Raw genomic sequence first — 26,476 nt, 5'->3', positions numbered from 1 at the left:
TTTCAAGCCATATATGACAGAACCGATTACGGCGATAAATTGTGCATATTTTGCGAAATAAGTAATACTAGAAAACAAGTGACATGCATTTTACGCATATCAACCGTGAAATATCCCATCTAACCAAACAAAATCACATCGCTTATATCAAGATCAACACAGCGAGAGAAACACTCTCCTGGCAAAAAGGGATTTGAAGCAATGGCAAAATCTTTCCTCCGCGCCGCCTTCGATCGCGTTGTTGAAGCACGTGAGCGTCAGGTCAGCCGCCACGTCAACGCAGCACTTTTGAACCTTGACGACAAGTCGCTCGAAGCGCTGGGCATGAACCGCGCCGATCTGCGTCGCAAGGCAAAGTCCAGCTACGTATTCTGATCAAGTCAGGCGCGGCGATCCTCCCTCCACCGCGTCTGAACAGGAATACGTCGACCCGCTTGAGCAAGCGCCTCCCATATGCTCGCGGGTTCCAGGCGGCGCGAAAGCGCCGCCTTTTCTTTTGCCCGAAAGCAAGGTCGAAAGAGCGTCAGTCTTTGCGCAGATGCAGCGTCACCCAGCCGTTGCGCCAGATGGTGCGGATGTGAGAAAGCCGAGCGCCATTATAAGCGGCGAGAACCTTCCAGCGCTGTGACGCAAGAATGCCCGACAGAATGACAGTGCCGCCGGGCGCCAGATGCGTGACAAGCTGCGGCGCCATCTTGATCAGCGGCCGTGCCAGAATATTGGCGATGATGAGATCAAATGGACCATGCTTGCGGAAAGCATCGGAGTGAAAACCGGGTGCGGTTTCCAGCGCCATTCCAGACACGATGCCGTTCAGCCGCACATTTTCCTTGGCCACCTTGACGGCAATGGGGTCGATATCCGTCGCCAGTACGGGAATGGGGCGCATCTTGCGCACGGCAATCGCCAGCACGCCGCTGCCGGTGCCGAGATCGAGCGCGTTGCGCACCGTCCGTGCCCGCAAAACATCCTCGATCATTTCAAGGCAACCCGCCGTCGTGCCGTGATGGCCGGTGCCGAAAGCCTGCCCCGCCTCGATCTCGATAGCTAGATCATGCGGCTGCACCTTGTCGCGATCATGCGCGCCATGCACGATGAAGCGCCCTGCCCTGACGGGCTTCAGCCCCTCGAGCGACTTGGCGATCCAGTCGACATCGGGAACGATCTCTTTTTCGATGACGAGACCGGGAAATGCAGGCGCAAGCAAAGCGCCGACACGCTCGCGGAACTCATCCTCCTGCTCGGCCATCAAATAGACGGAGGCTTCCCAGATGTCGCGCTTCTCATCCACCTCGGTCGTGGCGATCGCAACATCCTCCTCGCCGAAATAATCCGACATGAGATCGAGGATTTCGCCGGCCTTGATTTCGGTCGTGGTGACGTAAAGTCGGATTTCGCTCACGGCGGGCTGCTTTCTCTGGCTGAGGTTGTTGTCTTGCCTTTGCCACAAAAGCTGCGCCAGTCCAATAAGCCTGGCGCAATTATGCCGGCTCTATCAGCCCTTCAGAAGATTCTGGAGCTTCTGCTCGGCAACTTCAGGGTTTTCGCCATAAGCGATGGTGCCTGAAAAACGGCCCTTGGCATCAAGCAGGATGACGGACGCAGTATGATCCATGGTGTAATCGCCATTCGGATCCTTCTCATCCACCGGCACCTTCTTGGCATAGATGCGATAGCCTTTCAGCGTCTCGGCAATCTTGTCGGCCGGACCGGTAATGCCGGTAATCCGCTTTGAAACGTTGGAAACATATTGCTGCATGATCTCGGGCGTATCACGCTCTGGATCGACGGACACGAAATAGGCCTGCATCTTGTCGCCGGCCGGGTCCACCTTTTCCATCCAGCCGTTCAGCTCGAACAATGTCGTCGGGCAGACTTCCGGGCAATGGGTGAAACCGAAGAACAAGGCGGTCGGTTTGCCCTGAAACGCCTTTTCGGTGATCGGCTGGCCGTCCTGCGCGGTAAGCGCGAAAGGCACGCCATAAGCCGTTTCCACCATCTCCTCACGGGTCTTCGTCATTTCGATCGTCAGCCAGCTGACGACGCCGGCAAGAACGACCACCACGGCCCACAATACGATGCGAATATTTCTCATTGTCCAATCCTACCCCGAAAGCCCGCAGCATATCGCAGGCCCTGGCAGACTGATAACGAACGGCGACGGCGACGGCAAATCAACTGGCCGTATTTGCAGGGAACCGCGCTGATTTGTCACAAAGCACAGACGGCCCAAACGATCACAGGCACCAGGCGATACCGCTCTGCACGGTGGAAAGGAAAATATCCGTGCTGTGCCGCACCCAGCCGTCGAAGGCAAGAAGCACGATGGCAAGCGAAGCGACGACCGCAAGACTTGCCAGAACAAACTTCAGCGGGTTGGAAACGAGTGCGTTCATACCACCATCATAACCTTTTTGCACCGACGCGAAAACCGCCAAAATACCGGGTTTTGCGTGGGAGAGCGCGGCAATTGTTAGGGAAAGTTTAAAATCTTGCTGTGCATTATGACCATAGCGGTTTTTAAAGCCTCGACATGATGTCTCCCGGTCCATGCCGGCCACCGCATAAAGCTCAATCCTGCGTGGGCCTGTTAGAGAGCCATAAGAGGAAACCTGCCGTCATGTCCAACGCCATCAAGCAATCCGGCGCATATCTCGAAATCGTTTCCTTCCATCTGGGCGATCAGGAATTCTGCATCGACATCATGGCGATCCGCGAAATCCGCGGCTGGGCGCCGGTTACCCCGATGCCGCACACGCCGCCTTATGTTCTCGGCCTCATCAACCTGCGCGGCGCCGTCATTCCCGTCATCGACATGGCCGGCCGCCTCGGCATGAAGATGACCGAACCATCCGAACGCTCCGCCATCATCGTCACCGATATCGGCGGCAAGCTGGTGGGCCTGCTGGTAGAACAGGTCTCCGACATGATGACCATCCGCTCCGAAGACCTGCAGCCTGCGCCGGATATCATTCCGGAAGAACAGCGCAGCTTCTGCCGCGGCATCGTGGCGCTGGAAAAGAGCATGGTCTGCTTCCTCAACCTCGACACCGTCATTGCGGACGAGCTGGCACGCGAAGCGGCTTGATCGACAGCGTGGATCACTGCAAGCTGCATGCGTGAGAAATCTTACGGTTTGCAGGGGAGTGGTGATGGAGAGAAACGTGTCTCCACACACGTCGTCATCCTCGGCCTTGTGCCGAGGATCCATCAATGCATCGTCGAGTCGCTAGGTCGTGGATTCTCGGGACAAGCCCGAGAATGACGGCGAGAGATTTACCACTCCAAGCTTCATAGAAGCAATCACGGCTTGCCCTTCTGCCACGTCACCTGCTGATTATAGAGCGGCACCGTGGAAATCGCCATCTTGGCCGAACCGTCGGTCAGTTCCCGCGCATGCACCAGATAGATCAGCGTGTCATTGGCCTTGTCATAGACGCGGCTGACGACGAGCTTCTTCCAGACCAGCGACATGCCCTGCCGGAACACCTCTTCCCCGCCCTTCGACAGATCGATGTCGCCGATCTCGACCAGCCCCGTCTGGCTGCAGGAAATGGCATTGTTGGAAGGGTCTTCGAACCAGTTGCCGTTCTTCAGCCGGTCGATGACGCCACGCTCGAAATAGGTAACGTGGCAGGTGACACCCTTGATCTTGGGATCGGCGATCGCCTCGATGACGATATCATTGCCGATCCAGTCGACCCCGACCTCACCCACGACCTGCGAATGCGCCGCTGTCACTGGAAGCAATGCCAGAAAGCCCGCAAACAAACCCGACAGAGTTTTCATCGTCATCGCATCTTCTCCGTTACGCTGCTTCAAACATAGGTGGGCGACACCATTAAGCAACCCGGGCGATGGCGCGTTTTTTCATGCTGCAGGGCTGGTAGCCGGTGGAGGTGAGACGGCCGGCGACCATGCCGATCTTTTCCGGCAGATCGCGGATATGGGCGACACGCATGGCCTTCGCCGCCGCAATCGATGCGGCAGCGCAGACAACCGCATCTTCGGCGGCATTGTGGTGCACGAAGCGCAGCTGGAGATGATGGGCAATCACATTCAGCTTGTGTGATTCCAGATGTGGCCAGACATGCCGGGCGATCTTGACGCTGCACAGATAGGAAAGATCAGGATAGGACTGCCGGTATTTGTCGAAGGACGCCCGCATGACGCTGAAATCAAAGGCGGCATTATGGGCGATCATGGTGGCGCCATGGAAGTCATCGATGAACTCTTCCATCACCTCAGGAAATTCCGGCGCATCCTCGACATCAGCAGGCCGAATTCCGTGCACGGCAATGTTGAAGGACGAAAACCGCATGTCCTTCGGGCGGATAAGACGTTCCTCGACACGAACGATATTACCGTCTTCAATCCACGCAAGCCCGACGGAGCAGGCGCTGCCCCGTTCCTCATTGGCGGTCTCGAAATCGATGGCGATGGTTTTCAAGAGTGATTCCCGTTGTTTCATTCCGGCATAAACCGGATTGGCATCAAAGAGAACCGGCCTCGGCTGAACGCGCTTGCGAAAGCATCCATTCGATGAGCGTCACCAGATCGGGATTATCAAGCATGCGTCGCGGATAAACCAGAAAATAGGCAAGCGTGCTGGCCATGTCTTTCCCGAAGGGCGCCATCAACGCACCTTCCGCAAGTTCGCGGGAAACAAGCGAACGGCGGGTCAGCGCAATGCCATGCCCGGCTTTCGCCGCATCCAGCGCGCCATTGCTGTCGATGAACACCGTGCCGCCGGAGGCATCGACATCGGATGCTCCCGCAGCCTCCAGCCAGCGTCGCCATTCATTGCGGTTTTCATCATGCAGAAGCGGCACGGCTTTCAGGTCCCCCGCCTCCTGAAGCGGTCCGTATTTCTCAAGAAGCTGCGGCGAACAGACCGGCAAAGTGCTGTCATCGATGAAACGGATGCTCTCTAGCCCTTCATAGCGGCCAAAACCGTGCCGCACCGCCAGATCGACATCGTCCCGCGAAAAATCCACCAGCCGGTTGGTCACGCTGATGCGGACGTCCACATAGGGGTGTTGCTGCTGAAAGGTCGGCAATCTCGGCATCAGCCATTGTATGGCGAAAGTCGGCGTGCAGCTGAGGGTCAGAACCGTGATTTCGGAGCGTGCCGTCAGTTCCGCCGTCGCCTCGCGCATCATCCGGAAAGCGGTGCGGAGCGCGCCGTAATAACGCTCCCCCTCCCGCGTCAGCTGGATACTGCGCGGCTTGCGGAAAAACAGCTGCACGCCAAGCCGCGTCTCCAGCTCCCGGATTTGCAGGCTGACCGCGCCGGGGGTGACATTCAGCTCGTTGGAGGCAAGCGTGACGCTACGATACCGCGCCGCGGCTTCGAAGGCCTGTAGTCCTTTGAGCGATGGAAGTTCCGCTGCCATGATTTAGCTAAACTCAATTATCTGACGAGAAACAATCGTTTGAAAAAATCATAAAACAGGGAGTAAATAGACGCAATGGGACATGAAAAGCTGCAGAAAACACGCAACGCCTGCTTGAGGTAAACTCAACCCATATCGGGTGGATGACGGCGGGCCTGTCTGCGACCATGTCAATAGTCAAGCCCTGGGAGACGAAGATGGCGATACAGAAACAGATGGATGCCCGCGAATGGGCGATGCTCGTCGCGCTGTCGCTGTTATGGGGCGGATCGTTCTTTTTCATCGGCGTCGCCGTTAAGGAATTACCGCCCGTCACCATCGTCACTTTACGCGTCAGCCTTGCGGCCACGGCGCTGCTGGTCGTCTGCCGCATCATGGGCTTTCGCCTGCCGCGCGAATGGGCGGTGTGGCGTGCCTTTTTCGGCATGGGGCTGCTCAACAACATCATTCCCTTCTGCCTGATCGTCTGGGGCCAGACCCATATTGCCAGCGGGCTTGCTTCGATCCTCAATGCCACAACGCCGCTCTTCACCGTCATCGTCGCGCATTTTCTGACCGCCGATGAAAAGATGACGGGCAACAAGCTCGTCGGCGTGCTGATCGGCTTCGTCGGCGTGGCGACCATGATCGGCCCGGCAGCCTTCGGCGGATCATCCGGTCTCTGGGGCCAGATCGCCATTCTCGGCGCGGCCATCTCCTATTCCTTCGCGGGCATATTCGGTCGTCGTTTCAAGGCCATGGGCGTACCGCCGTTGATGACCGCCACCGGCCAGATATCGTCCTCGACACTGATGCTGATCCCGGCCGCCCTTCTCATCGATAAGCCATGGATGCTCGCCATGCCGAGCCTCGGCACCTGGGGCGCGCTGATCGGCATCGCCCTCCTGTCGACCGCGCTCGCCTATCTCATCTTCTTCCGCATCCTTGCCAGCGCCGGCGCCACCAACCTCGCCCTCGTCACCTTCCTCATTCCCGTCAGCGCCATCCTGCTCGGTTCGCTGCTTCTCGGTGAGCAGCTGGAAATCAAGCACTTCGCCGGCATGGCGATGATCGCCGCCGGCCTTGCGGCAATCGATGGCCGGTTGCCGGCAAAACTGAGGAACTTGTTCCGCAACGTGCCCGCTTGACAGGACCACAGGGCAAAAGCATTCTGCGCCCATGATCGCTTCGCAACAGAAGACCACCCGTCGCCATACCATCACCGGCCATCCGGCAGGGAAAGGTATGTCGTCGCCTTAAGCGATCCATTTCCACCCTGCCAGTAAGAGCAGGGTTCGGACACCTGCTCCTTATGTGCCCAAGGAGACAGGCATGCAAAATGTGAAATTTGCCGACAATGAAGATAAACAGTTCCAGTTGAGCGACGTTGTCCTGCGCGCTGCGCGTTTGGACGATACCGAAGCTTTGACCGAACTGTTTAACCTGCCAGGGGTTCGTTACGGCACCCTTCGCCAACCGTTTCAGTCACTTGAAAAGACACGACAGGCGCTGGAAAATCGCGGCCCGACCGATATCTCCATCGTCGGCGAGTGGCGCGGAAAGATCGTTGCAAATGCAGCCCTGCGCCGCAGGGCAGGAAGGCAATTTCACGTTGCCGATCTGGCGATCAGCGTCCATGACGGGTTCGCGGGCAAGGGTGTAGGCTCGCATATTCTCGCAGCGCTGATCGACACGGCCGATAACTGGCACGATATCCGCCGCATCGAGTTGAACGTGTTTACCGACAATCTCGCGGCAATCAGGCTTTACGAGAAATTCGGTTTCGAACACGAAGGCACGCTGCGCAACGATGCCTATCGTGATGGAAAATACGTCGATGCCCACGTGATGGGACGGCTTCGATAGGCGGTCAGTTTTTCAGATGATCCTCAAACACTTCCCGAATGGTCCTTCGCGACCATTCGGCCATTTTTTCGTTCCGCCCTCGCTCGGAATCCAGCACGATCAGCGCCTTCCATAACGCCCAGCCGCGCCCGCGCTGCCATGTAGCCTCATCCAGATCCACCGCCCGGCGAAAAACAGCCCGGCTTTCCGCATCAAGCACATTCCACGCGAGAATGAGATCGGACGACGGATCGCCGACGCCGGAACTGCCGAAATCGATGACGGCCGACAGGCGCCCGCCCTGCACCAGCAGATTGCCCTCGGCAATATCGCCATGCACCCACACGCCCTGCCCCTGCCAGCGGCTCGAAAGTGCAAGCTGCCATATCTCCATGGCCAGCGCCTGATCCACTTCATCGGAAAGGCGTGCCGCTGAGGCCCTCGCCTCCTCCTCATAGACCGCTAGCGATCCGCCGCGATGAAAATTATGCGCGCCCGCAGGTGGACCAGCCGAAGCATCTATACCGTGCAGGGCTTGCAAAAACGCCGCCACATCGGTGGCGATGACCGAAAGATCAACACCGTCCAAATGGCGAGCGAGAGGTTCGCCCTCCAGCCAGCAATAAATGGACCAGCAGAACGGATAATCCTCGCCCGGCTGTCCAAGCGCCAACGGCGCTGGAATCGGAACCGGCAAAAGGGGCGCAAGCGCCGGCAGCCATCGGTGTTCCTTCTCTACCTGTGCCACATAGCGCTCAGCACTCGGCATGCGGATCAGCATCTCATCGCCGAGGCGAAAGCTGCGATTGTCCCAGCCGCTCAGTTCCACCGGCTGAACATCCAGCACCGCCCATTGCGGAAACTGGCTGTCGACCAGCGCCCGGACCTGCTGAGTGGTGACGACAATGCGGTCATCCATGCTGCGTTCCCCGTTTCAGGCGCGAACCTCTAGCGGTGCAAGACAACACAGCGATGACGGCACCTCAACCGCCGATCAACGCCAGCCACTCATCCTCGTCCATGGTCTGCACGCCCAGCTCCGCCGCCTTGGCAAGCTTGGAGCCGGCCCCCGGCCCTGCCACCAGAATATCCGTCTTTTTCGAAACGGAACCGGCCACTTTCGCGCCGAGGCTTTCGGCCCGGGCCTTCGCCTCATCCCGCGTGAATTTTTCCAGCGAGCCGGTAAACACCACCGTTTTGCCCGCCACAGGGCTGCCTTCGGTGGACGGCTTTTCAGCCTCTTTCGGCTGCAACTCCCGTATCAGCCGGTCGATGACATCGAGATTGCGTGGTTCCTTGTAAAACTCGATGATGGCGCGGGCCACGACCTCGCCGATGCCGTCGATACTGTTGAGTTCCGCCCAAGCGTCACTTGCCGGATCCGCCGCGGCCTTCATGGCCTCTTCGAAATGTTCATAGGTGCCATAGGAGCGCGCCAGAAGCTTTGCCGTGGTCTCGCCGACATGACGGATGCCGAGCGCGAAGATCAGCCGATGCAGATCGATCTCGCGGCGGGCATCGATGGCATCGAACAGCTTCTTGACGCTGACCTTGCCGAAACCGTCAATATTCTCGAGCTTGGTCAGGTGGGACGCTTCCTGCCGCGCCTTCAGCGTAAAGATATCGGGCGCAGTCTTGATAGAGAGCGCTGGATCATCACTTTCGAAGAAGAAATCGATCTGCTTGGTGCCCAGCCCTTCAATATCGAAGGCATTGCGCGAAACGAAATGTTTCAGATGCTCGACCGCCTGCGCCCGGCAGACGAAACCGCCGGTGCAGCGCGTGACCGAATCGAGCTTGCCGGTCTTCTCATTGCGTTCCCGCACCGCATGGCTGCCGCAGACCGGACATTTTTCCGGGAACGCATATTTCACCGCCTCGGCCGGGCGCTTCTCCAGCAGCACATCCAGCACCTGCGGAATGACATCGCCGGCGCGCTGCACGATAACAGTGTCGCCGATGCGTATGTCGTGGTCTTCAGGGCGAATACGCTCGCCGCTATTGCCGATGCCCTCGATGTAATCGGCATTATGCAGCGTCGCATTGGTGACAACGACACCGCCGACGGTGATTGGCGTCAATCGCGCCACCGGCGTCAGTGCGCCGGTACGACCCACCTGAATTTCGATGTTTTCAACCGTGGTGAAGGCCTGTTCGGCCGGGAACTTGTGCGCCGTGGCCCAGCGCGGGCTGCGCGAGCGGAAACCCAGACGTTCCTGAAGATCAAGCCGGTCGACCTTATAGACCACACCGTCGATATCGTAGTCGAGATCAGGCCGCGCAACGCCGATTTCATTATAATGTTCAAGCAATTGCTGGGCGGAGGTGAATCGCTTCATCAGCGGATTGACCGGAAATCCCCACTCCCGGAATTTCTCGACGATGCCATATTGCGTATCGGCAAGGCGTGCGGGCTGGCCGCCATTCGAGACCTCCCCCAGCGCATAGGCAAAGAACCGCAGCTTGCGTTTCGCCGTGACATTGGCATCAAGCTGGCGCAGCGAACCGGATGCCGTGTTGCGCGGGTTCACATAGGTCTGCTTGCCTTCGGCCTCCATCTGGGCGTTGAGCGCCATGAAATCGCTCTTGGCCATATAGACTTCACCGCGCACCTCCACCACATCAGGCGCGTCCGAAGGTAATTCGTTCGGGATTTCCTTGATGGTCCTGATATTGGCGGTGACATTCTCGCCGGTCGTGCCATCGCCGCGCGTCGCCGCCGTCTTCAGCTTGCCCTTCTCATAGCGGATCGACATCGAAAGCCCGTCGATCTTCGGCTCTGCGGTAAATGCGATGGAATCGTCAGGCAGATGTCCGAGAAAACGATAAACGGAACTGACGAAATCGCGCAGGTCCTCTTCCGAAAACGTGTTGTCGAGTGACAGCATCGGGCGGGCATGCACGATGGGCGCAAAGGTCGGCAGCGGTGTGAAGCCAACTTTTTTCGATGGGCTGTCGGCCCGCACCAGCGCCGGGAACGCCGCCTCGATAGCATCGTTGCGCCGCTTCAGCGCATCATAGTCCGCATCGGAAATCTCCGGCGCGTCCTTGCCGTGGTAAAGCGCATCATGACGGGCAAGCTCGGCTGCCAGAAATGCCAGCTCGGAAGAGGCCTCAAGCTCAGTCAGGTTTTCGACGGGAATCTGGTCTTTCGACATGGCGGCCTCTTTTCAGAATTACCGAACGCTTTTAGCCGAAATAAAACAGCAATAAAATCAGTTTTGCCGCCAGTCTCACAAGACGCACAACACCGAGGCGCTCTCGTAACGCTTTCGCGAGCAATCAGTCCTTGGCAGCCAGCAGACGGGCCGCCGCAGCCCTCGCCTCGTCCGTCACCGACGCGCCGGCAAGCATCCGGGCAATCTCTTCGGTGCGGTGTTTCGGTTCCATCGTCGCCACGCGGGTGGCAATGCGCTCACTGCCATCGCCAGATGGACCTTTGGAAATGAGAAGATGGGTTGCAGCCCGTGCGGCCACCTGCGGTGCATGGGTAACGGACAAAACCTGCACGGTCTTCGACAGACGACGCAGTCGCTGGCCGATGGCGTCCGCCACAGCACCACCAACGCCGGTATCGATTTCATCGAACACCAGTGTCGGTGCCGAACCGCGATCCGCCAGCGCCACTTTCAGCGCCAGCAGGAAACGGGACAATTCACCGCCAGATGCCACTTTCATGATCGGCCCCGGCCGTGTGCCCGGATTGGTCTGAACGTGGAATTCCACCGTGTCGATGCCATCCGCCGTCGCCTGCTCGGGATCGGAGGTTACCTCGACGGTAAATCGCGCCCGCTCCAGCTTCAGCGCCGGAAGCTCGGCCATCACAGCATCGGAAAGTGCGTCCGCCGCATGGCGGCGTTTGTCGGAAAGTGACTGGGCGGCACGGTCGAAATCGGCTTTGACAACGCCGAGATTGGCTTCCAGTTTGCCGAGCTTTTCTTCTCCGGCATCGAGATCGGCGAGATCAGCCACCATTTTTTCGGCCAGCGCCGGCAGGTCAGGCACGGCGACATTATATTTACGGCCGGCGGCGCGCAGCGCAAACAGCCGCTCCTCCACCCGCTCCAGCTCACGCGGATCGAATTCGGTGCGGCGCAACGCCGCCTCCACTTCCATCTGCGCATTGGAGAGGTTGTCCAGCGCGGCATCCAGCAATTGCACGGTGTCTTCCAGCAGCCCCGGCGCTTCGTGGCTTTTGCGCTCAAGCCGGCGCATCATGGATGCAATGACAGGCACGGGCGAGGCGTTGCCGTTCAAAAACTCACTGGCTTCCGCGATATCGCCGGCGATGCGTTCGGATTTCTGCATCACCGCCCGGCGCTCGGCAAGCTCCTCCTCTTCACCATCACGTGGCGAAAGTGTCTCCAGTTCCTCGACGGAAGATCGCAGGTAATCAGCCTCGCGGGCTGCCGCTTCCACCTTGGCGCGATGGGTCTTCAACGCACGCTCGGCGTCTTTCCAGATGCGGTAGAAACCCTGCACGGCGCGAGCCTCATCGCTCAGCCCGGCAAAGGCATCCAGCAGCGTGCGGTGGGCATCGGTATCGACAAGGGCGCGGTCATCATGCTGGCCGTGAATTTCCACCAGCAATTGCCCAAGCTGGCGCATCATCTGCACGCTGATCGCCTGATCGTTGATATAGGCCTTGGTCCGTCCATCGGCGGATTGCACCCGGCGGAAAATCAGATCGCCATCGTCATCAAGACCGTTTTCGCGCAGCATCAGCCGTGTCGGGTGATTGTTCGGCACTTCGAAAGCGGCGGTAACCTGCCCCTTCTCTTCGCCGTGGCGTACCAGGCCGCCATCACCGCGGCCGCCAAGCGCAAGGGAAAGGCTGTCGAGCAGAATGGATTTGCCCGCGCCCGTCTCACCCGTCAACACGGAAAGGCCCGCCTCAAAACCGAGGTCGAGCCTTTCAATCAGGACGATATCGCGAATCGAGAGCTGGACCAGCATGGCCTATGCCCCGTCTCAGGCGCCGATAAGCTTTTTGCCGGCGCGCGAAATCCAGGACCCCTTGTTTTCACGCGGCTCCAGCCCGTTGCCTTTCAGCAGCTTGAAGGAGTCCGCATACCATTGGCTGTCGGGATAGTTGTTGCCGAGAACGGCGGCCGCGGTCTGCGCCTCTTCGGCAAGACCCATCGCATAATAGGCCTCCGTCAGACGCGCCAGCGCTTCCTCGATCTGGTTGGTGTTCTGGTACTGCTCGACGACGATGCGGAAACGCGAAACGGCGGCGAGATATTCCTTGCGCTCAAGATAATAACGGCCGACCTGCATTTCGCGGCCGGCGAGCTGGTCGCGGGCGAAACGAATCTTGGCCTGCGCATCAGCGACATATTCCGAATCGGGATAGTCGTTGACGACCTTGCTCATCGCCTCGACCGTGCGCTGTGCTGCGCGCTGGTCCTGCGTCACGTCGGAAATCTGCTTCGAATAGGCAAGGCCGATCATGTACTGAACATAAGCGGCATCCTTGGAACGCGGATATTGCCGCAGGAAGCGGCTGCCATTGGTGATGGCCACGTCATTCTTGTTGGTGCGCGTCGCAATGAACGTCTGCATGACAAGCGCCTTCTGGCCCCATTCGGTGAATGGATATTGCTTGTCGATAGCCTCGAACTTGCGCGAGGCTTCCGTCATGTTGCCGGCGTTCATGTTGGCAAGCCCCTGCTTGTACAGAACGTCAGGCGGATCGGATTCGAAGCCGAGCTTGGTAATGTCGATATCCGGATCGGACTGGCAGGCCGTGACGACGACACTTGCACCGACCAACAACAACGAAACGGCGATCCCCCGCATCGTACCCTTCATCGCACCAGACCCTACATGCTTCATTCGACAGTTCCCACTTCCCGCGCAAATACATAAGCATCGGCTTTGCACTGGCGTTTCTAGCCATAAAAGCATCCGCAGGGCAACGCAATGATGACGCATTAACGCATTTTTATGGCATCCGCGCGCGCAATCGCATGAATATCAGGCGATATGACGAAACATCCCGCCCCGCATCATAAAAAAGCCGCCCCCAAGGGGAGCGGCTTTCCTGTCAATCAATAGCCTGCGAACAAACTCAAGCCGACCAGGGCGCAAATTCCGGCATGTTGACCGGTACGAATTCGCGGGCGCGCACCATCTGGTTGCGGGCAGCCGGAGCTTCGACGATCTCATAGGCGGAACGGTCGTTCAGCAGGGCCTTCAGCGCATTGGCATTGACCTTGTGGCCACCGCGATAGGAGCGATAGCAGCCGATGAACTGCGCGCCGGCAAGCGCCAGATCGCCCACGGCGTCCAGCGTCTTGTGACGGACGAACTCGTCCTTGGCGTAACGCAGGCCTTCCATGTTGATCACGCTGTTGTCGTCGGAAATGACGACGGAATTTTCAAGCGAAGAACCAAGCGCATAACCGGCAGCCCACAGACGCTCCACGTCACGCATGAAACCGAAGGTGCGGGCGCGCGACAGTTCGTTCTTGAACGTTTCTGCCGTCAGGTCGCCCTTCCAGGACTGCTTGCCGATCAGCGGCGTGTCGAAATCGATATCGACCTCAAAGCGTGTGCCGTCATAGGGACGGAATTCCGCCCAGGAGGCACCCGAATCGATACGAACCGGCTTGGTGACGCGAATATAACGGCGCTTCGCGCCAAGGTTCTTGATGCCGACCGATTCGATCGCCTCGATGAAAGGCGCGGAACTGCCATCCATGATCGGCGCTTCCGGGCCGTCAACCTCAACGACGAGGTTGTCGAGGCCCATGGCGTAAATGGCGGCCATGACGTGCTCGATCGTCGCCACTGACTGGGATAGCGAACGGCCGAGCACGGTGCACAGGTCGGTATTGCCGACATTGGCCGAAACCGCCTTCAACTCGGTGACGTTGCCATTGTCATGAAGGCGATGGAATACGATGCCCGTCCCAGCTTCTGCGGGCTGGAACGTCATGGAGACCGGATTGCCGGAATGCACGCCAATGCCTTTAAGCTGAACAGCATGTGCGATAGTTGTCTGAAATCCGAGCAGTCCGATAGTCATGCGTATATGCCTTGTTTTGCAAACCGCGCCGTTTGGTGAAGCGCCGTTCAAGTTTTAAAGCCGGTTTTGGCGACCGGCCAAGTCCGTATTTCCCCTTACCCAGCCTCATACATACGCACATGTAGGTGCCACGACAAATCACTGTTCGTTTCGGATTGTTACACGTGTAAATTATTGAAAACGCTAATTAATTTAGTGTTAATCACGCAAAATAAACGAAACGCCCGGGTCGTGAAACCCGGGCGTTTGAAGAGGCGGATGGAATCGCCTTTAGTTGGACTGGCGGCGCAGGAAGGCCGGAATTTCCAGCTGGTCGTCGTCGTGGTGGCTGGACGCTGCAGGCGTTGCACGGCCGTGGTCGTCAAGCTGGCCACGACGCGGTGCGTAGAGGCTGGCTTCCGGCGAAAGCGGCGCGCGGCGCTGCGGCGCCATGCTCGGCGCATCCATCATGTCGGACGGAACTTCTTCCTCTTCGCGGCGACCAAGCGAGTTGGTGATGCGCTTCAGAAGACCCATCGGGCCACGCTCTTCCTGGGCGGCAGGAGCGGCGCGATCGCGATGATCCATCTCGGCCTTCACGACCGGCGGGAAGTCCTCCACCTTCGGCATGCGGACAGGCTCTGGCTGGCGGGCAACCGGAGCAGGCTCCTGGTAGACCGGTGCCTGCGGCTGCTGCATACGCGGAGCGGCAACCTGTTCGGGAGCATGATAGACCGGTGCCGGAGCAACCGGAGCGGCCTGCTGAACCGGCTGAGCCGGACGAAGAGCCGCCGGCGCTTCAGCCGGAGCGGATGCGAACAGCTTGCTCTGCGGACGGAAGTCCTGAGACGGCTGCTGGTGAGCGGCAAAACCGAGTTCGCGTTCCATTTCAGCTTCCGCCGAACGGATGGTCTGGGCGATCTGGTCTACGGTCTTTGGTGCCTGCGATACTGCATGTGCAGGCTGAACTGCGGCCGGAGCAGGAGCAACGGCCGCGGAAGGACGGATAAGCGGCTTGGCGGCAGCAGCGCGCATTTCGGCAACGTTCTGTTCACCGATGCCGGCAACACGGTCAATGCCGGTCGCCACAACGGAGACGCGGATGAGACCTTCCAGAGCTTCATCGAAGGTTGCGCCGAGGATGATGTTGGCATCCGGATCGACTTCTTCGCGAATGCGGGTCGCCGCTTCGTCGACTTCGAACAGGGTAAGGTCGCGACCGCCGGTGATGGAGATCAGCAGGCCCTGTGCGCCCTTCATCGAGGTTTCGTCGAGCAACGGGTTGGCAATCGCCGCTTCCGCAGCCTGCATTGCGCGGCCCGGACCCGAAGCCTCGCCGGTGCCCATCATCGCGCGGCCCATTTCACGCATGACCGAGCGAACATCGGCGAAGTCGAGGTTGATGAGACCTTCCTTCACCATCAGATCGGTGATGCAGGCAACGCCGGAGTAGAGAACCTGGTCGGCCATGGCGAAGGCGTCGGCAAAGGTCGTCTTGTCGTTGGCAATGCGGAAGAGGTTCTGGTTCGGAATGACGATCAGCGTATCGACGGACTTCTGCAGTTCCTCGATGCCCTGTTCGGCAAGACGCATGCGGCGGCCGCCTTCGAAGTGGAAAGGCTTGGTCACGACGCCAACCGTCAGGATACCCTTGTTGCGGGCGGCCTGTGCGACAACAGGAGCAGCACCCGTACCGGTGCCGCCGCCCATGCCGGCGGTGACGAAGCACATGTGGGTGCCGTTCAGGTGGTCGATGATCTCATCGATGCATTCTTCAGCGGCGGCGCGGCCGACTTCCGGCTGGGAACCGGCGCCGAGACCCTCGGTGACGTTGACGCCGAGCTGGATGACCCGATCTGCCTTCGTCATGGTCAGAGCCTGCGCATCCGTGTTGGCGACGACGAAGTCGACGCCCTGGAGGCCAGCCGTGATCATGTTGTTGACAGCGTTACCGCCGCCACCGCCAACACCGAAGACGGTGATGCGTGGCTTCAGTTCGGTGATATCAGGCTTTTGCAGCTGTATCGTCATTTTACCATTCCTTTTTTCTCTGGCCGCATCGCCCCGCTGGCCGATTCTTGAAAACTCAACTCTGAAACCTCCGGCTTACGCCACGAGGCCACTCAAAAACTCTCTTTCAGCCATTGCCCCACCCGGGCTATCCGGCCGCTGCCCGTACCAAACGGCGAGAACATTCCGCCTTGCGCCGCATGAATTTCGATGTCCGCCACCTGCGGATAGATCATCAGTCCGCAGGCGGTTGAAAATGCCGGTCCCTTTGCCGCCACCGGAAGACCGGATACCCCCATGGGGCGACCGATACGAACGTTGCGGGCGAGAATGCGCCGTGCCGTTTCCGGCAGCCCCGTCAGCTGGCTTGCGCCGCCGGTCAGCACAACGCGCTTGCCGACGATGGGGCTGAAGCCGGACTTCTGGATACGATCACGGATCAATTCCAGCGTCTCTTCGATACGCGCCCGCACGATGCGGGTTACAAGGGCTCTTGAAACTTGCGATGGTTGATCGCGATCATCTTCGCCAATCGGCGGGATCGAAATCATGTCGCGCTCATCCGCGCCATTCAGCAAAGCCGAACCATGCACCACCTTCAGTCTCTCCGCATCTTCGATTCGTGTCGAGAGGCCACGTGCAAGATCTGTCGTAACGTGATGGCCGCCAAGGCCGATCGCATCGGTGTGAATGAGCCGACCTTCGGCGAAAACCGAGATCGTCGTGGTGCCGCCGCCCATGTCGATGGCCGCACAGCCGAGTTCAACTTCATCGTCCACCAGCGCCGCAAGACCGCTGGCGTAAGGCGTCGCCACCATGCCTTCGACGGACAGATGGGCGCGGTTGACGCAAAGCTCGAGGTTCTTCAGCGCCGTGCGCTCAACCGTCACCACATGCATGTCGACGCCGAGAAGGTCGCCATACATCGAGAGCGGATCACGAATGCCACGCTCGCCATCCAGCGAATAACCCGTCGGCAACGAATGCAGGATCGCCCGGTCCTGACGCATGGACTGCTGGCTGGCCGCCACCAAAACCTTGCGCAGGTCGCTTGCCTCGACTTCCTGGCCGCCGAGATCGATGCTCGCGGTGTAGATATCGCTCGCCAGCCGTCCGGCAGAAACATTGACGATCAGGCTGTCGACAGTCAGGCCAGCCATGCGCTCGGCCGCATCGACCGAAAGACGGATGACGCCTTCAAGCGCGTCGAGATCGGCGATCACGCCGGATTTCACGCCGCGCGAGCGCTGGTGGCCGATGCCGATGATTTCGACCTTGTGGGTGCGGCCCGGCAGAATTTCGCTTTCCTGACGCGGCGTCAGTCGGCCGATCATGCACACGACCTTGGTCGAGCCGATGTCCAGCACCGAAACGATGTGGCTGCGCTTGGAGGAAAGCGGCTTCAGACGCGGCAGGCCGAAATGGGAAGAACCGAATAAGCTCATGTGTTCTTCTCCGCCTTCTTGAGAGCCTTGGTGCGCGCATCGACGGCGGTCTGACGACGGGCCGTCGCACCTTCGGTCAGCTGGATCGTGGTGCGGTCGGCGAGCCGGAGATCAACCGCGGCGACATCACGCGACAGAACCTTTTCCTCGAGATCGAGCCGCGCCAGCAATTGCAGCGCCTGCGGCAGATTTTCTTCGGGCAGCTTGACGACGATACCGTTGTCGAGATGCAGATCCCAGCGACGGCCGGCAATGCGGACATAAGCGCGGACACGGTTGCGGATTTCCGGCCAGTCGGCCAGTTGCCCGACGAAACCGGCGGCACCCGTTTCTGCGTCGCGTCCGACGAACAGCGGCAGTTCGGCGAATTTATTGTCACGCAGCGGCGCAATCACGCTGCCGCTTTTTTCGATCAGCGACAGTTCCGTGCCATGCTGCCAGATGCCGAAGGCCTGACGCTCCTTCAGGCGAACTTCCACCGTCTTGGGGTAAACCTTGCGGATATCCACATCTTCAACCCAGGGAAGCTGCACGAGCTTGCGGCGCGCCGCATCGATATCAAGCGCGATCAGCGACGTGCTGCCATCAAGGCCGAGAAGCTGGAAGACTTCGATTTCGGAGGTCTGCAGATTGCCGGAGACTTTCACGTCTTCAACCGCAAAGCCCGCGGCCGATGTCGTGGTCTGGGTGACGATGTTGGTGTGTCCGCCAAGCGACATGCCGTAAAGCCCGGTCACCGCGTAAAAGGCGATGGCCGAAATCGTACCGGTATGGGCGGGAATGTGAATGCGTCCGGTCGCAAGGCTGACACCGAAACGCACGAAGCGGCGCAGCGGACGCGGCAGCACCCTGCGATCGTCGGCATTGGCCGCCGCCGCATATTGCTCGCGCTTTTTCGCCGTCGATTTTTTGCCGGTCACCGCGAACACGAAGCGTCCTCCACCATCCAGCTGACAAGGTTACCAAAGGAGCGGCCCGCGTGAGCCGCCATTTCCGGCACCAGGGAGGTCGGCGTCATGCCCGGCTGTGTATTCACTTCAAGCCAGATAACTTCGCCATCTTCTGAGAAACGGTCGTCGTAACGAAAGTCTGAACGGCTTACGCCACGGCACCCGATCGCCTGATGCGCCATAACCGCCAATGTTTGAATCTTTTGGTAAATTTTCGGTGAAATTTCTGCGGGAATGACATGTTTCGAGCCACCAGCCGCGTATTTAGCGTCATAATCATAGAAATTGTGACCAAGCGGCACCACTTCAGTGACGCCCAACGCCTCGCCATCGAGCACACCACACGTCAGTTCGCGCCCATGAATATAGCGCTCTACCATGACCTGATCACCATAACGCCACTCGGACGAGGTGAGGATTTGCGGCGGATGCGACTGGTCTTCCTTGACGATCACAACGCCGAAGCTCGAGCCTTCGCGCACCGGCTTCACCACATAGGGCGGCGCAAGCGGATGTTCGCTGGTGAAATCGAAGCGGTTCATGACGCGCTCGGCAGCAACCGGGATACCAGCGGCGGCAGCAACCTTCTTGGCCTGCGCCTTGTCCATGGCAAGGGCGGAAGCCAGCACGCCGGAATGCGTATAGGGAATGGCGAGATATTCGAGAATGCCCTGAATGGTGCCGTCCTCACCGAAGGGGCCATGCAGCGCATTGAAGGCGACATCCGGGCGCAGCTCGGCGAGTACGGCTGCGACATCGCGCCCTACATCGACACGGGTGACCTGATAGCCCTCGCCTTCCAGAGCAAGCGCGCAAGCGTTGCCCGACGAGAGGCTGACCGGCCGCTCCGACGAAAACCCACCCAAAAGAACAGCTACGTGTTTGCCGCCCATCGAACCCTCTGACACCAACTCTCCGTTACGAACCACGCCCGAACCGACCGAATTTGACGGACGGTGATTCTGGCACATGACCCTTGAGATCAGTTAAACGCCATTAAGGTTAATGAATCGTTTACTTTCGTTAACCGCCGCGCCCAACATGCCGAGTTCCATTAAAGAATCAGCATCGATCCGGATTCCCTCCTTGGAATCAGAGAGTTGCACCGATTGCAACATGCAGGTTTTGAATGGTCGGAAATAAAATCCGCATACGGCACCTGTCCGCGCCCGCTAAAGGCAAGAGACAAACGTTAACGACGCGCGTTTTTCCACGGCTAAATCATCTGGCGTTTCAGCGCTTTAAATCCGGGGCCTGAATCAGTCTCTCAAACACTGAATGACGACATGCACCAAGCCAATGCGCCTGCGATCACATTATCTGCTTTATTTCTTTTTTAGCATTTCAAAAGAACGAAAATTGCGTTAACGCAGTCATCGCCTCCCAAGGGCATGACATTCCAATCATCCGAAATGGAACCAATACCATGACTGACGCGATATCTCCGATATCGCCGACAGCTGGCAATTCGAACGTTGTAAAGACAAATTCGCCTGCACGAGTTCTCACTGCCAGCCTGGTCGGCACGACCATCGAGTTTTTCGATTTTTATGTTTACGCCACGGCCGCAGTGCTCGTGTTCCCGACATTGTTCTTCCCGAACAGCGACCCGACAACGGCGCTCCTGGCGTCCTTCGCCACCTTCTCCATCGCCTTTTTCGCCCGTCCACTCGGCGCGGTGGTCTTCGGCCACTATGGTGATCGCGTCGGCCGCAAGACCACGCTTGTCGCAGCCCTTTTGACCATGGGTGTCTCGACGGTCGTCATTGGCCTGCTGCCGTCCTATGAAACGGCAGGCGTTCTTGCGCCGCTGTTACTGGCGCTGTGCCGCTTCGGTCAGGGCTTCGGCCTTGGCGGTGAATGGGGTGGCGCCGTCCTGCTCGCCACGGAAAACGCTCCGCCCGGCAAACGCAGCTGGTACGGCATGTTCCCGCAGCTTGGCGCACCCGTGGGCCTGTTCCTCTCCTCCGGCGTCTTCTGGATCCTTCTGCACTTCATGTCGCAGGAATCGCTCTTAAGCTGGGGCTGGCGCATTCCCTTCGTCGCCTCGATCATCCTGATTGCGGTCGGCATGTGGGTTCGCCTGTCGATCACCGAGACGCCTGCCTTCCAGCAGGCGATCGAAAAGGAAGAGCGTGTTGCTGTGCCGGTCGTGGAACTATTCCGCAGCCACAAGCGCAGCCTCGTGCTCGGCACCTTCGTGGCGCTGGCCACCTTCGTATTGTTCTATATTGGCACTGCCTATCTGCTGTCCTACAACGTCAAGGTTCTGAAAATTCCGTTCCTCGACGCGCTGGAAGTGCAAATCCTCGGCTCCATCGTCTTCGGTATCTTCATCCCGATCGCCGGCAAGCTTGCCGAGAAATTCGGCCGTCGTGAAATCCTGATCCTGACGACGGTGCTGATCGCCCTGTTCTCCTTCCTGCTGCCCAGCCTGATGACAGGCGGCGAAGGCTCGATCTTCATCTTCGCAACGCTTGCGATGATGCTGATGGGCATGACCTACGGTCTGATCGGCACGGCGCTCGCCGCCCCCTTTCCGACCCGCGTGCGCTACACCGGCTCGTCCATCACCTTCAACATGGCCGGCATCTTCGGCGCATCGCTTGCGCCCTACATCGCCACATGGCTGCAGGTGAATTACGGCATGGGATATGTTGGTTATTACCTCTGCGTCTCCGCCATCATCACGCTCGCCTGCATTCTTCTGTCCCGCAAGGACGAAGTCTGAGCCGCACAGATACTGACAGCAAAAAGCCCGCGAAACTCTCGTTTCGCGGGCTTTTATTTGGATACTTAGCGATCCGGATGTTTGTAGTGGTCGTAAGCCAACCAGCCCAACCCTATTGCCGAGACCAGCCAGGGAAATACGTACCAGATGAATATCTGTGAGGTCATAGTCTCAAGCCTCCAAGCACACGTCTCGCATTAAAGTGTAGTGCAACAGCGCCGATAATCTAACCTGCCATGATGGCGGCACTGAAAATATTCGCCGACGCTGGCGTCAATGACAATGCCTGACCAACTACACCCAAGGCAATAAAGGCTATAGAAAGCCGGTTAGCGCGTTGGCCATAAGCTTGCGGCGGTCGTTGGAAACAATGTCCAGCCGGCACCGTTCCCGCTCGTCCTCAACCGTTGCAGCTTCGCCGGCCATTCATCCTCAAGCCCCTAGGAAAGGCTCCACTTCCCGGCCCGGCATGAACAGGCCAAGGCGCTTGATTTCCCATTCAAGCCTTATGCCCGACTTCTCGAACACCCGCTTGCGAATGGTTTCACCCAGATATTCCAGATCGTAACCGGTCGCATGGCCGGTATTTATCATGAAATTGCAATGCAGCGATGACATCTGCGCGCCGCCGATGACCAGACCACGGCCGCCCGCCTCATCGATCAGTTCCCAGGCAGAGTGACCTTCGGGGTTCTTGAAGGTGGAACCACCGGTCTGTTCGCGGATCGGCTGTACGGTCTCGCGGTGGTGACGCACGGCATCCATATCGGCGCGGATTTTTACCTTGTCTTCCGGATAACCCTCAAACAGAGCACCGGTGAAAATCAGGCCCTTATCTGCGCCGGAGTGGCGGTAGCTGTAGCCCATATCCGCGTTGGACAGCACATGCTGGTTGCCCTGACGGTCCACCGCGTAAACTTCCACCACCCGATCGCGCGTCTCGCCGCCATTGGCGCCCGCGTTCATGCGCAGCGCCCCGCCGATGGAGCCGGGAATGCCGTAAAAGAAATGGAAACCGCCAATACCGTTATCCATGGCCATGGCGGCAATATGTTTGTCCGGGCAGATCGCGCCGGCCTTGATACGGTTCTCGCCGGCAAGTTCCACCTGGCCGAAACCCTTGGCGGACAGACGAACGACAACGCCCGGAATGCCGCCATCGCGCACCAGAAGGTTTGAGCCGACGCCGACCACGGTCAACGGCACGTCTTCCGGCAGAATTTTCAGGAAGGCAATCAGATCGTCGGTATCGTGCGGCTGGAACATGACTTCCGCCAGACCACCGGCTCTGAACCACGTCACGCGGTCCATGGGCGCATCCGGTGTCAGACGTCCCCGCAGTTCATTTACCCCTTCGCCGAGCCTCCCCAGCAATTTAACCCCATCGACCTGTCTCATTCAGACTTTCCTGATATGCTCTTCAATTCAGAGGGCAGCACCGCTGCCCATTGCGTGATGTTTCCTGCCCCCAAGAGAACCACGAAATCACCCGGTTTCGCAATGGCTGCAACCTGTGACGCAAGGTCCTCCCGCTTTTCGAGAAAACGGGCGTCGCGGTGGCCGGCAGCCTTGATGGCCGAAACCAGCGCTTCCGAACTTGCGCCTTCAATCGGATCTTCGCCCGCAGCATAGACCGGAGCAAGAATAATCGTGTCGGCATCGTTAAAGCAATGCGCGAAATCGTCAAACAGGCTGGAAAGTCGGCTGTAGCGGTGTGGCTGGTGCACGGCGACGATGCGGCCCTTGCAGGCTTCCCGCGCAGCCGCCAGAACGGCCTTGATCTCAACCGGATGATGACCGTAATCGTCGAAAACCTGCACGCCATTGGCTTCGCCCGTCAGCGTGAAGCGGCGCTTGACGCCCGCGAAGGAGGCAAGCCCCTTCTTGATATCGGCTTCCGAAATGCCGAGGCGATTGGCAACGGCAATCGCCGCCGTCGCATTCGAAACATTGTGGCGGCCGGGCATCGGCAGAACGAGATCCGTGAAAGAGAATATCTTGCCGGTGCGGCGACGACGGATTTCCACATCGAAGATCGACCGCGTGCCGTCGATACGCACATTCGAAAACCGCACGTCGGCCTGGGGGTTCTCGCCATAGGTGATGACCTTGCGGTCCTCGATCCGGCCGACCAGCGCCTGAACTTCGGGATGATCGAGGCACATGACGCCGAAACCGTAAAACGGCACGTTCTCGACGAACTGCCGGAATGCGGCGCGCACGGCGTCGAAATTGCCGTAGTGATCAAGATGTTCCGGATCGATATTTGTAATGACGGCCACATCGGCCGGAAGCTTCAGGAAAGTACCGTCGGACTCGTCGGCTTCTACCACCATCCACTCGCCCTCGCCCATGCGGGCGTTGGTGCCATAGGCATTGATGATGCCGCCATTGATGACGGTCGGATCGAGATTGCCGGCCTCCAGCAGCGTCGCGACCATGGAGGTCGTCGTGGTCTTGCCATGGGTACCGCCAATGGCGATGGCGTTACGGAAACGCATCAGCTCGGCCAGCATTTCGGCACGGCGAACGATCGGCAGGTGCTTTTCCCGCGCCGAGATCAGTTCCGGATTATTCTTCTTGATGGCGGTGGAAACGACAACGACCTCCGCATCACCGAGATTATCTGCGGTATGGCCGACGAACACCTCGATGCCCTTGTCGCGCAGGCGCTGCACATTGGCGCTGTCGGACTGGTCCGAGCCCTGCACGCGGTGGCCAAGATTATGAAGCACTTCGGCAATGCCGCTCATGCCGATCCCGCCTATGCCGATGAAATGGACAAGGCCTATGGCTTTCGGCATCTTCATGCATCAACTCCTTCAATGTTCTTTTTAAATTCTTGGACGGATCGGCCTTCGGCAATCGCCTCCACCAGATCGGCCAGCACATCCGCCGCATGCGGCTTTCCGGTCGCCTTGGCCGCCGCCGCCGTTGCGGAAAGACGGTCCGGCTCCGAAAGCGCCGATGAGAGGAGGCTGGAGAGCTTCTGCGGTGACAGTTCCGCCTGCTTGATGACGCTTGCGCCGCCCGCTGCCGAAAGTGCTGCGGCATTGGCCGCCTGATCATGATCCAGCGCATGCGGATAAGGCACGAGGATCGACGGGCGACCAATCACCGAAAGCTCCGACACCGTCGAAGCGCCCGAGCGGCTGATGACGAGATCGGCCTCAGCGATGCGCGAGGCCATGTCACCGAAGAAGGGCGAAACGTCAGCCTTCACACCGAGCTTCTGGTAGGAGGCTATCACGCTGTCCTTGTCTTCGGGTCGGGCCTGCTGGGTCACGACGACGCGCTTGCGCTGCTCGTCCTTCATCAGGCAGATCGCTGCCGGAACGGCGCTCGAAAAGAACTGCGCGCCCTGGCTGCCGCCAAAAACCACCAGCTGGAAAGGCTCCCCCGTCTGCGACGGCGTATAGGGAATTTCAGAGGCCACCAGCACCGCCGGGCGCACCGGATTGCCTGTCGCCACCGTCTTGTCGGAATATTGACCGTTGGCGGGCGGCAGGAAACCGCCGGCGATTGCCTTCACGCGGGCAGCCAGCGCCTTGTTGGCGCGGCCCATCACCGCATTCTGCTCATGAATGATTGAGGGAACGCCAAGCCCGGTGGATGCCAGAAGCGGCGGCACGGTGGGATAACCGCCGAAGCCGACCACCGCGACCGGTTTCAATTTCGTCACAAGCCGACGCGCCGCACGCAAGCCCACCCACAGCTTCCAGAGCGATCGCGCCACGGAAATCGGGTTTTTCGAGCCGATGGTGGCCGAAGGCACCACATGGATTTCATCCGCCGGGAACTTGCCGGCATAACGCTCGGCGCGGCTGTCGGTGACGAGATGCACCTGATAACCGCGCGCTTTCAGCGTATGCGCGAGCGCCTCTGCCGGAAACACATGGCCGCCGGTTCCACCGGCGGCAAGAAGAACAATACCCTTGCTCATGATCGTTTACTCCGCAGGAACGCCGGAACCGACGCGGAAGAAGCTGCGCTCCTGCGCCCGCTTTTCAGGTCTGTGGCGTGTCAGCGCCAGAAGGAAACCGGCCGTGACGCAGATCGCCATCATCGACGAACCGCCATAGGAAATCAGCGGCAGCGTCATGCCCTTGGCGGGCATAAGCTCCAGATTGACGCCGATATTGATCATCGACTGCATGCCGATCTGCAGCACGAGGCCAGCCACTGCAAAACGGCAGAAATCGTCCTTTTCCTTGAACGCATGCGAAAGGCCGCGCAGCACGATGAAGGCGAAGATCGCAACGAGGAACATGCAGAAAACGATGCCGAATTCTTCAGCAGCAACCGAGAAGATGAAGTCGGTATGGCTGTCGGGAATGATGCGCTTGACGATACCCTCGCCCGGGCCGCGTCCGAACCAGTCACCGCGAATGATCGCCTCACGTGCGGTATCCACCTGGAAGGTATCACCTTCGCCGGTCCAGAAACGGTCGATACGACCCGCAACGTGCGGCAACATCAGATAGGCGGAAATAATGCCGCCGACACCGACGCCACCGAGCATGATGATCCAGAACCACGGCACGCCCGCCATGAAGAACATGCCGCCCCAGACAACCGAGGTCAGGATCGTCTGGCCGAAGTCCGGCTGGGCGATCAGGAGTGCTGCCACGATGCCGAAGGTGATGATGGCGAAGAGATTGCCGGGAATTTCAGGATGGCGCGCCCGTTCGGCAAACAGCCAGGCGCAGACGATCACAAAGGCAGGCTTCATGAATTCCGAAGGCTGGATCGAGAAGGTGCCGATGGAAATCCACCGACGTGCACCCTTGACCTCGATGCCGAAGAACAGCGCGAAGATCATCATCAACAGCGCGGCGATCAGCATGATGACCGCAACACGCCTGACCTGACGGGGCGACAGGAAGGAAAGGCCGACCATGATCGCCAGCGACGGCACCATGAACATCGCCTGACGTTCAACGAAGAAGAAGCTGTTGAGACCGATACGCTCGGCAACCGCAGGCGACGCCGCAAAGGACAGCATCAGGCCGATGCCCATCAGTGCGACGAACGCCGCCAGAAAGAAACGGTCGATAGTCCAGAACCATTCCGCGACCGGACCGCGATCAACTCGGCTTACCATGGCC

The 26,476-nt window shown here is 59.2% G+C and carries 25 protein-coding genes; 5 read left to right on the top strand and 20 right to left on the bottom strand.

What is annotated here, in order from left to right:
• Positions 1-201: 201 nt before the first annotated feature.
• Positions 202-375: a hypothetical protein gene (locus tag JZX89_RS09615; protein WP_193559508.1), complete on the top strand. Its 174-nt coding sequence runs from the start codon at positions 202-204 to the stop codon at positions 373-375.
• Between the two features lie 148 nt (positions 376-523).
• On the opposite strand, the gene JZX89_RS09610 is transcribed toward JZX89_RS09615, so the two are convergent.
• The 3 genes from JZX89_RS09610 to JZX89_RS28535 all read right to left on the bottom strand — a co-directional run bounded on the left by JZX89_RS09610 (position 524) and on the right by JZX89_RS28535 (position 2,552).
• The gene (locus tag JZX89_RS09610) at positions 524-1,402 is read right to left on the bottom strand and encodes a 50S ribosomal protein L11 methyltransferase (RefSeq protein WP_065113745.1); all 879 of its coding nucleotides are present in this window, start codon (positions 1,400-1,402) and stop codon (positions 524-526) included.
• A gap of 93 nt (positions 1,403-1,495) precedes the next feature.
• Positions 1,496-2,095, bottom strand: coding sequence for a cytochrome oxidase assembly protein Sco (gene sco, locus JZX89_RS09605; protein ID WP_046798081.1), 600 nt, complete (start codon positions 2,093-2,095; stop codon positions 1,496-1,498).
• Positions 2,096-2,237: 142 nt separating this feature from the next.
• Entirely contained in the window at positions 2,238-2,552 is a 315-nt protein-coding gene (locus JZX89_RS28535) for a hypothetical protein (protein ID WP_246746686.1), read from the bottom strand.
• 68 nt (positions 2,553-2,620) lie between these two features.
• On the opposite strand from JZX89_RS28535, the gene JZX89_RS09595 reads away from it, so the two are divergent.
• Entirely contained in the window at positions 2,621-3,088 is a 468-nt protein-coding gene (locus tag JZX89_RS09595; RefSeq protein ID WP_003522339.1) for a chemotaxis protein CheW, read from the top strand.
• 215 nt (positions 3,089-3,303) lie between these two features.
• Here JZX89_RS09595 and JZX89_RS09590 read toward each other — a convergent pair whose 3' ends face one another.
• The 4 genes from JZX89_RS09590 to JZX89_RS28870 are packed head-to-tail and all read right to left on the bottom strand — an operon-like array spanning position 3,304 to position 5,503.
• Complete coding sequence (locus tag JZX89_RS09590) at positions 3,304-3,795, bottom strand: CreA family protein (protein WP_207133935.1); 492 nt, start codon at positions 3,793-3,795, stop codon at positions 3,304-3,306.
• A gap of 46 nt (positions 3,796-3,841) precedes the next feature.
• Entirely contained in the window at positions 3,842-4,450 is a 609-nt protein-coding gene (locus JZX89_RS09585) for a 3'-5' exonuclease (RefSeq protein WP_207133934.1), read from the bottom strand.
• Between the two features lie 43 nt (positions 4,451-4,493).
• The gene (gene gcvA / locus JZX89_RS09580) at positions 4,494-5,396 is read right to left on the bottom strand and encodes a transcriptional regulator GcvA (protein ID WP_207133933.1); all 903 of its coding nucleotides are present in this window, start codon (positions 5,394-5,396) and stop codon (positions 4,494-4,496) included.
• 17 nt (positions 5,397-5,413) lie between these two features.
• Complete coding sequence (locus tag JZX89_RS28870; protein WP_207133932.1) at positions 5,414-5,503, bottom strand: 4Fe-4S binding protein; 90 nt, start codon at positions 5,501-5,503, stop codon at positions 5,414-5,416.
• 90 nt (positions 5,504-5,593) lie between these two features.
• Between JZX89_RS28870 and JZX89_RS09570 the strand changes: the two genes are divergently transcribed.
• On the top strand, positions 5,594-6,523 hold the full coding sequence (locus JZX89_RS09570) for a DMT family transporter (RefSeq protein ID WP_188356073.1): 930 nt from the start codon (positions 5,594-5,596) through the stop codon (positions 6,521-6,523).
• 184 nt (positions 6,524-6,707) lie between these two features.
• A complete protein-coding gene (locus JZX89_RS09565; RefSeq protein WP_149900193.1) occupies positions 6,708-7,241 on the top strand; it encodes a GNAT family N-acetyltransferase in 534 nt (177 codons plus the stop codon).
• Between the two features lie 4 nt (positions 7,242-7,245).
• Here JZX89_RS09565 and JZX89_RS09560 read toward each other — a convergent pair whose 3' ends face one another.
• From JZX89_RS09560 to JZX89_RS09520, 9 genes are all read right to left on the bottom strand, one after another.
• On the bottom strand, positions 7,246-8,139 hold the full coding sequence (locus JZX89_RS09560; protein WP_207133931.1) for an aminoglycoside phosphotransferase family protein: 894 nt from the start codon (positions 8,137-8,139) through the stop codon (positions 7,246-7,248).
• 64 nt (positions 8,140-8,203) lie between these two features.
• Positions 8,204-10,378 (bottom strand): NAD-dependent DNA ligase LigA, encoded by a 2,175-nt coding sequence (ligA, locus tag JZX89_RS09555; protein ID WP_207133930.1) that lies wholly within the window; start codon positions 10,376-10,378, stop codon positions 8,204-8,206.
• Between the two features lie 124 nt (positions 10,379-10,502).
• A complete protein-coding gene (recN, locus tag JZX89_RS09550) occupies positions 10,503-12,176 on the bottom strand; it encodes a DNA repair protein RecN (RefSeq protein ID WP_207133929.1) in 1,674 nt (557 codons plus the stop codon).
• A 15-nt stretch (positions 12,177-12,191) separates the two neighbouring features.
• Positions 12,192-13,058, bottom strand: a complete 867-nt coding sequence (locus JZX89_RS09545) for an outer membrane protein assembly factor BamD (protein ID WP_207133928.1) — start codon at positions 13,056-13,058, stop codon at positions 12,192-12,194.
• A 235-nt stretch (positions 13,059-13,293) separates the two neighbouring features.
• Entirely contained in the window at positions 13,294-14,253 is a 960-nt protein-coding gene (gene lpxC / locus JZX89_RS09540) for a UDP-3-O-acyl-N-acetylglucosamine deacetylase (RefSeq protein ID WP_153515054.1), read from the bottom strand.
• Positions 14,254-14,523: 270 nt separating this feature from the next.
• Positions 14,524-16,263, bottom strand: coding sequence for a cell division protein FtsZ (ftsZ, locus tag JZX89_RS09535; protein WP_153515053.1), 1,740 nt, complete (start codon positions 16,261-16,263; stop codon positions 14,524-14,526).
• A gap of 92 nt (positions 16,264-16,355) precedes the next feature.
• Complete coding sequence (gene ftsA / locus JZX89_RS09530) at positions 16,356-17,687, bottom strand: cell division protein FtsA (protein ID WP_149900186.1); 1,332 nt, start codon at positions 17,685-17,687, stop codon at positions 16,356-16,358.
• Positions 17,684-18,616, bottom strand: a complete 933-nt coding sequence (locus JZX89_RS09525; protein ID WP_207133927.1) for a cell division protein FtsQ/DivIB — start codon at positions 18,614-18,616, stop codon at positions 17,684-17,686. The genes ftsA and JZX89_RS09525 overlap by 4 nt, the downstream gene beginning before the upstream one ends.
• Positions 18,604-19,530: a D-alanine--D-alanine ligase gene (locus tag JZX89_RS09520; RefSeq protein WP_149900184.1), complete on the bottom strand. Its 927-nt coding sequence runs from the start codon at positions 19,528-19,530 to the stop codon at positions 18,604-18,606. Before JZX89_RS09520 ends, JZX89_RS09525 begins: the two co-directional genes overlap by 13 nt.
• A 533-nt stretch (positions 19,531-20,063) precedes the next feature.
• Here JZX89_RS09520 and JZX89_RS09515 point away from each other — a divergent pair.
• Complete coding sequence (locus JZX89_RS09515) at positions 20,064-21,368, top strand: MFS transporter (protein WP_153515051.1); 1,305 nt, start codon at positions 20,064-20,066, stop codon at positions 21,366-21,368.
• A 432-nt stretch (positions 21,369-21,800) separates the two neighbouring features.
• Here the strand turns inward: JZX89_RS09515 and murB are convergent, their stop codons facing one another.
• The 4 genes from murB to ftsW are packed head-to-tail and all read right to left on the bottom strand — an operon-like array spanning position 21,801 to position 26,472.
• Positions 21,801-22,766, bottom strand: coding sequence for a UDP-N-acetylmuramate dehydrogenase (gene murB, locus JZX89_RS09510; RefSeq protein ID WP_207133926.1), 966 nt, complete (start codon positions 22,764-22,766; stop codon positions 21,801-21,803).
• Complete coding sequence (murC, locus tag JZX89_RS09505) at positions 22,763-24,178, bottom strand: UDP-N-acetylmuramate--L-alanine ligase (protein WP_153515049.1); 1,416 nt, start codon at positions 24,176-24,178, stop codon at positions 22,763-22,765. The genes murB and murC overlap by 4 nt, the downstream gene beginning before the upstream one ends.
• Positions 24,175-25,311, bottom strand: coding sequence for an undecaprenyldiphospho-muramoylpentapeptide beta-N-acetylglucosaminyltransferase (murG, locus tag JZX89_RS09500; protein ID WP_207133925.1), 1,137 nt, complete (start codon positions 25,309-25,311; stop codon positions 24,175-24,177). The genes murC and murG overlap by 4 nt, the downstream gene beginning before the upstream one ends.
• Positions 25,312-25,317: 6 nt before the next feature.
• Positions 25,318-26,472: a putative lipid II flippase FtsW gene (gene ftsW, locus JZX89_RS09495; RefSeq protein WP_149900179.1), complete on the bottom strand. Its 1,155-nt coding sequence runs from the start codon at positions 26,470-26,472 to the stop codon at positions 25,318-25,320.
• Positions 26,473-26,476: the final 4 nt, after the last annotated feature.

Origin of the sequence: Agrobacterium burrii (assembly GCF_017313405.1) — a bacterium.
Taxonomy (GTDB): domain Bacteria; phylum Pseudomonadota; class Alphaproteobacteria; order Rhizobiales; family Rhizobiaceae; genus Agrobacterium; species Agrobacterium burrii.
The sequence above is the reverse complement of the archived record's forward strand: the minus strand, read 5'-3'. Positions and strand labels throughout refer to the sequence as shown.

Coding starts and splice junctions, on each gene's coding strand:
- JZX89_RS09615 (WP_193559508.1), top strand. CDS start 202: ATGGCAAAATCTTTCCTCCGCGCCGCCTTCGATCGCGTTGTTGAAGCA.
- sco (WP_046798081.1), bottom strand. CDS start 2,095: ATGAGAAATATTCGCATCGTATTGTGGGCCGTGGTGGTCGTTCTTGCC.
- JZX89_RS28535 (WP_246746686.1), bottom strand. CDS start 2,552: ATGGACCGGGAGACATCATGTCGAGGCTTTAAAAACCGCTATGGTCAT.
- JZX89_RS09595 (WP_003522339.1), top strand. CDS start 2,621: ATGTCCAACGCCATCAAGCAATCCGGCGCATATCTCGAAATCGTTTCC.
- JZX89_RS09590 (WP_207133935.1), bottom strand. CDS start 3,795: ATGACGATGAAAACTCTGTCGGGTTTGTTTGCGGGCTTTCTGGCATTG.
- gcvA (WP_207133933.1), bottom strand. CDS start 5,396: ATGGCAGCGGAACTTCCATCGCTCAAAGGACTACAGGCCTTCGAAGCC.
- JZX89_RS09570 (WP_188356073.1), top strand. CDS start 5,594: ATGGCGATACAGAAACAGATGGATGCCCGCGAATGGGCGATGCTCGTC.
- JZX89_RS09565 (WP_149900193.1), top strand. CDS start 6,708: ATGCAAAATGTGAAATTTGCCGACAATGAAGATAAACAGTTCCAGTTG.
- JZX89_RS09560 (WP_207133931.1), bottom strand. CDS start 8,139: ATGGATGACCGCATTGTCGTCACCACTCAGCAGGTCCGGGCGCTGGTC.
- ligA (WP_207133930.1), bottom strand. CDS start 10,378: ATGTCGAAAGACCAGATTCCCGTCGAAAACCTGACTGAGCTTGAGGCC.
- recN (WP_207133929.1), bottom strand. CDS start 12,176: ATGCTGGTCCAGCTCTCGATTCGCGATATCGTCCTGATTGAAAGGCTC.
- JZX89_RS09545 (WP_207133928.1), bottom strand. CDS start 13,058: ATGAAGCATGTAGGGTCTGGTGCGATGAAGGGTACGATGCGGGGGATC.
- lpxC (WP_153515054.1), bottom strand. CDS start 14,253: ATGACTATCGGACTGCTCGGATTTCAGACAACTATCGCACATGCTGTT.
- ftsZ (WP_153515053.1), bottom strand. CDS start 16,263: ATGACGATACAGCTGCAAAAGCCTGATATCACCGAACTGAAGCCACGC.
- ftsA (WP_149900186.1), bottom strand. CDS start 17,687: ATGAGCTTATTCGGTTCTTCCCATTTCGGCCTGCCGCGTCTGAAGCCG.
- JZX89_RS09520 (WP_149900184.1), bottom strand. CDS start 19,530: ATGGGCGGCAAACACGTAGCTGTTCTTTTGGGTGGGTTTTCGTCGGAG.
- JZX89_RS09515 (WP_153515051.1), top strand. CDS start 20,064: ATGACTGACGCGATATCTCCGATATCGCCGACAGCTGGCAATTCGAAC.
- murB (WP_207133926.1), bottom strand. CDS start 22,766: ATGAGACAGGTCGATGGGGTTAAATTGCTGGGGAGGCTCGGCGAAGGG.
- murC (WP_153515049.1), bottom strand. CDS start 24,178: ATGAAGATGCCGAAAGCCATAGGCCTTGTCCATTTCATCGGCATAGGC.
- murG (WP_207133925.1), bottom strand. CDS start 25,311: ATGAGCAAGGGTATTGTTCTTCTTGCCGCCGGTGGAACCGGCGGCCAT.
- ftsW (WP_149900179.1), bottom strand. CDS start 26,472: ATGGTAAGCCGAGTTGATCGCGGTCCGGTCGCGGAATGGTTCTGGACT.